The 4,093-nt window shown below is 61.3% G+C and carries 4 protein-coding genes; 2 read left to right on the top strand and 2 right to left on the bottom strand.

What is annotated here, in order from left to right; genetic code table 11:
• Nucleotides 1-16: 16 nt before the first annotated feature.
• Both ttrR and ttrS read right to left on the bottom strand, forming a co-directional pair.
• Nucleotides 17-592, bottom strand: coding sequence for a tetrathionate respiration response regulator TtrR (ttrR, locus tag ACRDD5_RS13555; RefSeq protein ID WP_438677052.1), 576 nt, complete (start codon nucleotides 590-592; stop codon nucleotides 17-19).
• Entirely contained in the window at nucleotides 589-2,337 is a 1,749-nt protein-coding gene (ttrS, locus tag ACRDD5_RS13550; protein WP_438677051.1) for a tetrathionate respiration histidine kinase TtrS, read from the bottom strand. The genes ttrR and ttrS overlap by 4 nt, the downstream gene beginning before the upstream one ends.
• 166 nt (nucleotides 2,338-2,503) lie before the next feature.
• Here ttrS and ttrB point away from each other — a divergent pair, with 166 nt between their 5' ends.
• Both ttrB and ttrC read left to right on the top strand, forming a co-directional pair.
• A complete protein-coding gene (gene ttrB, locus ACRDD5_RS13545) occupies nucleotides 2,504-3,250 on the top strand; it encodes a tetrathionate reductase subunit TtrB (RefSeq protein WP_438677050.1) in 747 nt (248 codons plus the stop codon).
• The coding region (gene ttrC, locus ACRDD5_RS13540) for a tetrathionate reductase subunit TtrC (protein WP_438677049.1) at nucleotides 3,240-4,093 on the top strand (854 nt) is incomplete at its 3' end. The genes ttrB and ttrC, both read left to right, overlap by 11 nt.

The following is a 4,093-nucleotide window of genomic DNA, read 5'->3' as shown; positions in this document are numbered from 1 at the left end:
CCATTTTTGGGATGTATCAAAGGTCATTCACCTGCATCACCAGCTCCGCCATGCTCTTCGCGTCCATCTTCTCCATTACCCGGGAGCGGTGTACCTCTACCGTGCGTAACGCGATATTCATCTTCGCGGCAATATCTTTGTTCATCAGACCGGCGACGACACAGTGCGCCACTTCCTGCTCTTTTGGCGTCAGCCGCGCGAAGCGCAGCTTCAGGTCGTGCGATTTCACAAGCGCGGCAGAATGCGCGTAGCCTCGGGTAATTGCCTCTTTCAGGGCCGTGATGGCAACCGGTTTCTGTAAAAAATCAACCGCGCCGGACTGGATCTCTTTGACGGCCATCGGCACGTCGCCATGACCGGTCAGGAAGATCACCGCCAGGGTGCTGTTTGCCTCGCGCATCGCCTGAAAAAGCGCGTGCCCATCCAGACCCGGCATCCGCATGTCCAGCAGGGCAATGCCCGTGGTGGCCAGCGATGCGTCCTGCAGAAACTGTTCGCTGTGGTTCCAGCACTGAACCCTATGACCCAGGCTCTCGAGCAAATAGCGACAGGCATGTGTAACGGCCTCATCGTCGTCTACTAAATGAATCATGGTGCATTTCCGGTATTGGCGCGGGCAGGGAAGGTCAGGGTCACCAGTACCCCCTCACTTCCGTCCGGCGCGGGGTGATTGTTCACGCCGATCTCGCCATTGACGCTACGCAGCAGCCGCTGGCAGATAACGAGTCCGAGGCCCATGCCCGTTTTTTTGCTGGACTGGAACGGGCGGAACAGATCGGTAAGTTGCCCGGCGGACAGGCCGCCCGCGTTATCCTGTAGCGCGATCCGCTGCTGATGATCAACGCGGTCGAGGGTAAACCACAGGCGCGTTGCGCCCGCCTGAACCGCATTCACAATGATATTCGCCAGCACCTGCTCCAGCAGCACCGGGGGCAGTAACAGCAGGGCCGGTTGCGGGCTGTTAATCTGAACCTGAAGGCCCGGGGAAAGTTTATCCAGCTGTAGCAGGGCAATCACGTGCCGGAGCGTGTCGGCCACCTCGCCGGGAGCGCGGGTATCGATATCCCGATCGCTGTGCCGCACCGGGTTTGCCCACTCCCGCAGATGTTTGATAATCAGCCCGCAGCGCTCGGCCTGGGCGTCAATATTCACCAGCGCCTTTTCGACAGCCTGATGACGCTCCGTCTGGGAGAGGTGGTTCAACCCGCCCTGGGCATACATGCGGATGGCGGCCAGCGGTTGATTAAGCTCGTGCGCAAACCCGGAGGCCATCTCCCCGAGGATGCTCATTTGCCTGGCCTGCTTAAGGGTTTGCTGCTGCGCGCGAAGCTGGCCGTTGGCCTGCTCCAGCGCTTTTCCGCGTCGGTTGACCAGCACCATCACCCAGCCATAATTGACGACAAATAGCAGCGCAAGGCACAGGAGTAAGGCGACAAGGGTCCGGTGTTGGTTCAGCCAGTCAAGCAGGGTTTGCCCGATCCGCTGTTGCTCCGGGTGATGATGAAGTTCACGCAGAAGCGCCTCGGTATCGCTGGTGGAGGCCGGTGCGCCCCAGCGCCATGCGCCTGATTCCGGCGCGTTCAGCAACGCTTTTGTGACCGCATCGGCCACCCGATCGCCGACACCCGGCAGGGCGGCAAACGACCAGTCCGGGTACAGCGGGGTGCTGGTCAGGCAGTGAAATGACGCGGGTTTTTGCAGCAGAACCCGAAACTGGCTTTTCGCGATCAACCCTTCTTTATCCATGCTCTCGAGTAAACACACCGGCACAATGGCGGCCTGAATGGCATCTTCGCGCAGCAGATAAAGCAGCGCATCCGCCGGGAACCCCACGTAACGCACATCCACCTTGTCATCCACCCGCAGCCCGGCATTCAGCAGCTCCCGGTAGCCCAGCAGATAGCCGCCAAAGGCCTGCGGGTCAATGGCGCCCAGCGTTTTTCCGGCCAGATCCTCGGCGCGAGTGAGGTTGCTGTCCCGGCGTACCACAATGGCGCTGCCGGTCGCCATGCTCTCTCCTTTGCCGGAACGCAGCGAGGCCAGCCAGCGCAGATGGTAGTGGCTATTTAACTGGACAAACTGCGCCTGATTGGTCAGCACAAACTGCAGGGTGCCTTTATTCACCGCCTCGCGCATGCCGTTGAGATCCAGCGGCAGGAGTCGAAAGTGGGCATCGGGCACGGTGGTATTGAGCGAGTCGATCAGCGGTTGCCAGTGCGTGCGGGTGGCCGTTTCGCCGCGTAACGCCAGGATGCCGATCGTCCATTCGGCCGCCCACAGGGGAGAGGTGAGTCCGGTAATTATCAGGAATAAAAGGGCTTTTACCCGGCGATCCATGCAGCTGATGCTCCTTTCTTTTGCGTTAGATCAAGCCCGCCCGGTTTATGTGGTTAACCACAATAGATGGCGACCCGGCCAGATTTTTAGACTGTAACTAACCACATTTGGTTAGGTAATTCCATCCCTAATCTTTTTCTTAATCGCGCTGTGAGTGGAGGTCACCATGGACATCAGTAAGCGCCATTTTTTGCAGAAAATGGGCGTTGTCACGGCCGGGGCTGCGCTGGTTCCGTTGGCCGATGCGGGGATCGCATTCGGGCCCCAGCGGCATGAAGGTTCGGATGAACATCGCTACGCCATGCTTATCGATCTGCGCCGCTGCATTGGCTGCCAGTCCTGCACGGTGAGTTGCACCATCGAAAACCAGACCCCGCAAGGGGCGTTTCGCACCACCGTCAGCCAGTACCAGGTGCAACTCACCCACAGCGATGAGGTCACCAACGTGTTACTGCCCCGGCTTTGCAACCATTGCGATAACCCGCCGTGCGTGCCGGTATGCCCGGTTCAGGCCACCTTCCAGCGCAAGGATGGCATCGTGGTGATCGACAATACCCGCTGCGTGGGCTGCGCCTACTGCGTGCAGGCGTGTCCCTACGATGCCCGCTTTATTAACCACACCACCCAGACGGCGGATAAATGCACCTTTTGCGCGCACCGGCTTGAGGCCGGGCTGCTCCCGGCCTGCGTCGAGTCCTGCGTGGGGGGCGCGAGGATCATCGGCGACCTCAAGGATCCGCACAGCACAATAAGCCAGATGCTGGCGACGCACCGGGACGCCATCAAGGTGCTGAAGCCGGAAAACAAAACGAACCCGCACGTCTTCTACCTTGGTCTGGATGAGGCGTTCGTCTCTCCGCTTCAGGGGCGCGCGCAGCCCGCACTGTGGCAGGAGGTGACCCATGGTCATTAATGAAATAGTGGCCCAACCCCAGCCCATCAGCTGGCTGCCCTGGGCGGTGCAGTACTTTTTCTTTATCGGCATCGCGTCCTGCGCCGCGCTGCTGGCCTGCGTGGCCCGCTGGGTGAGTCATCAGCACAGCGAGCAGTTTGAGCGGGTGTGCCTGTTCATCGCCTTAACCTGCGGGATCACCGCCCCGCTGGCGCTGACCGCCGATCTGCACCAGACCGCCCGGTTCTGGCATTTCTACGCCTGGCCCACCCCCTGGTCCTGGATGCCCTGGGGGGCGCTGTTTTTACCGCTGTTCACGCTGCTGCTGGGGCTGTGGTTTGTGCTGTTCCATCTGCGCCCGGCTACCGTGCGCTTTACTCCGCTGCTGCGCTGGCTTGCGCTCGGTGCCGCGCTGACGGCGGTCGGGTTGCTGCTGTACACCGGGCGAGAAGTGTCGGTGGTGCGGGCCCGACCGCTGTGGTTCAGCTACGCATTCCCGGTCGCCATGTTTATCAGCGCCATGAGTGCGCTGCTGGCGCTGCTTAGCGTGGCAATGCGCGATGTCGCCCGACGGCTGGCGCAAGGGCAGGTGTTGACGCTGCTGCTGCTGGCGGGGGTGATGCTGGCGTGGTATCTGGGCGACACCCTGTCAGGCGACGCGCTGCGCCAGCAGTGGCAGGGCAATCCTCAGGCCCGGGTTGACATCCTCACCCTCATCACGCTGTGGGCGGCAGCATTGGTTTTTGCGCGGGTTGCCAGCCGCAACACCCTGCCTTTGACGGCAACCCTGGCGAATGCGCTGCTGGTGGCCGGACTGTGCTGGACGCTGCGCTGGGCCGTGCTGATGGGTGGGCAAACGATCCC

Origin of the sequence: Silvania sp. (genome assembly GCF_051656365.1) — a bacterium.
GTDB lineage: Bacteria > Pseudomonadota > Gammaproteobacteria > Enterobacterales > Enterobacteriaceae > Enterobacter > Enterobacter hatchlandensis.
The sequence above is the reverse complement of the archived record's forward strand: the minus strand, read 5'-3'. Positions and strand labels throughout refer to the sequence as shown.

Bases quoted from the DNA above. Each gene is read 5' to 3' on its own strand.
- ttrS (WP_438677051.1), bottom strand. From the start codon at position 2,337: ATGGATCGCCGGGTAAAAGCCCTTTTATTCCTGATAATTACCGGACTC.
- ttrB (WP_438677050.1), top strand. From the start codon at position 2,504: ATGGACATCAGTAAGCGCCATTTTTTGCAGAAAATGGGCGTTGTCACG.
- ttrR (WP_438677052.1), bottom strand. From the start codon at position 592: ATGATTCATTTAGTAGACGACGATGAGGCCGTTACACATGCCTGTCGC.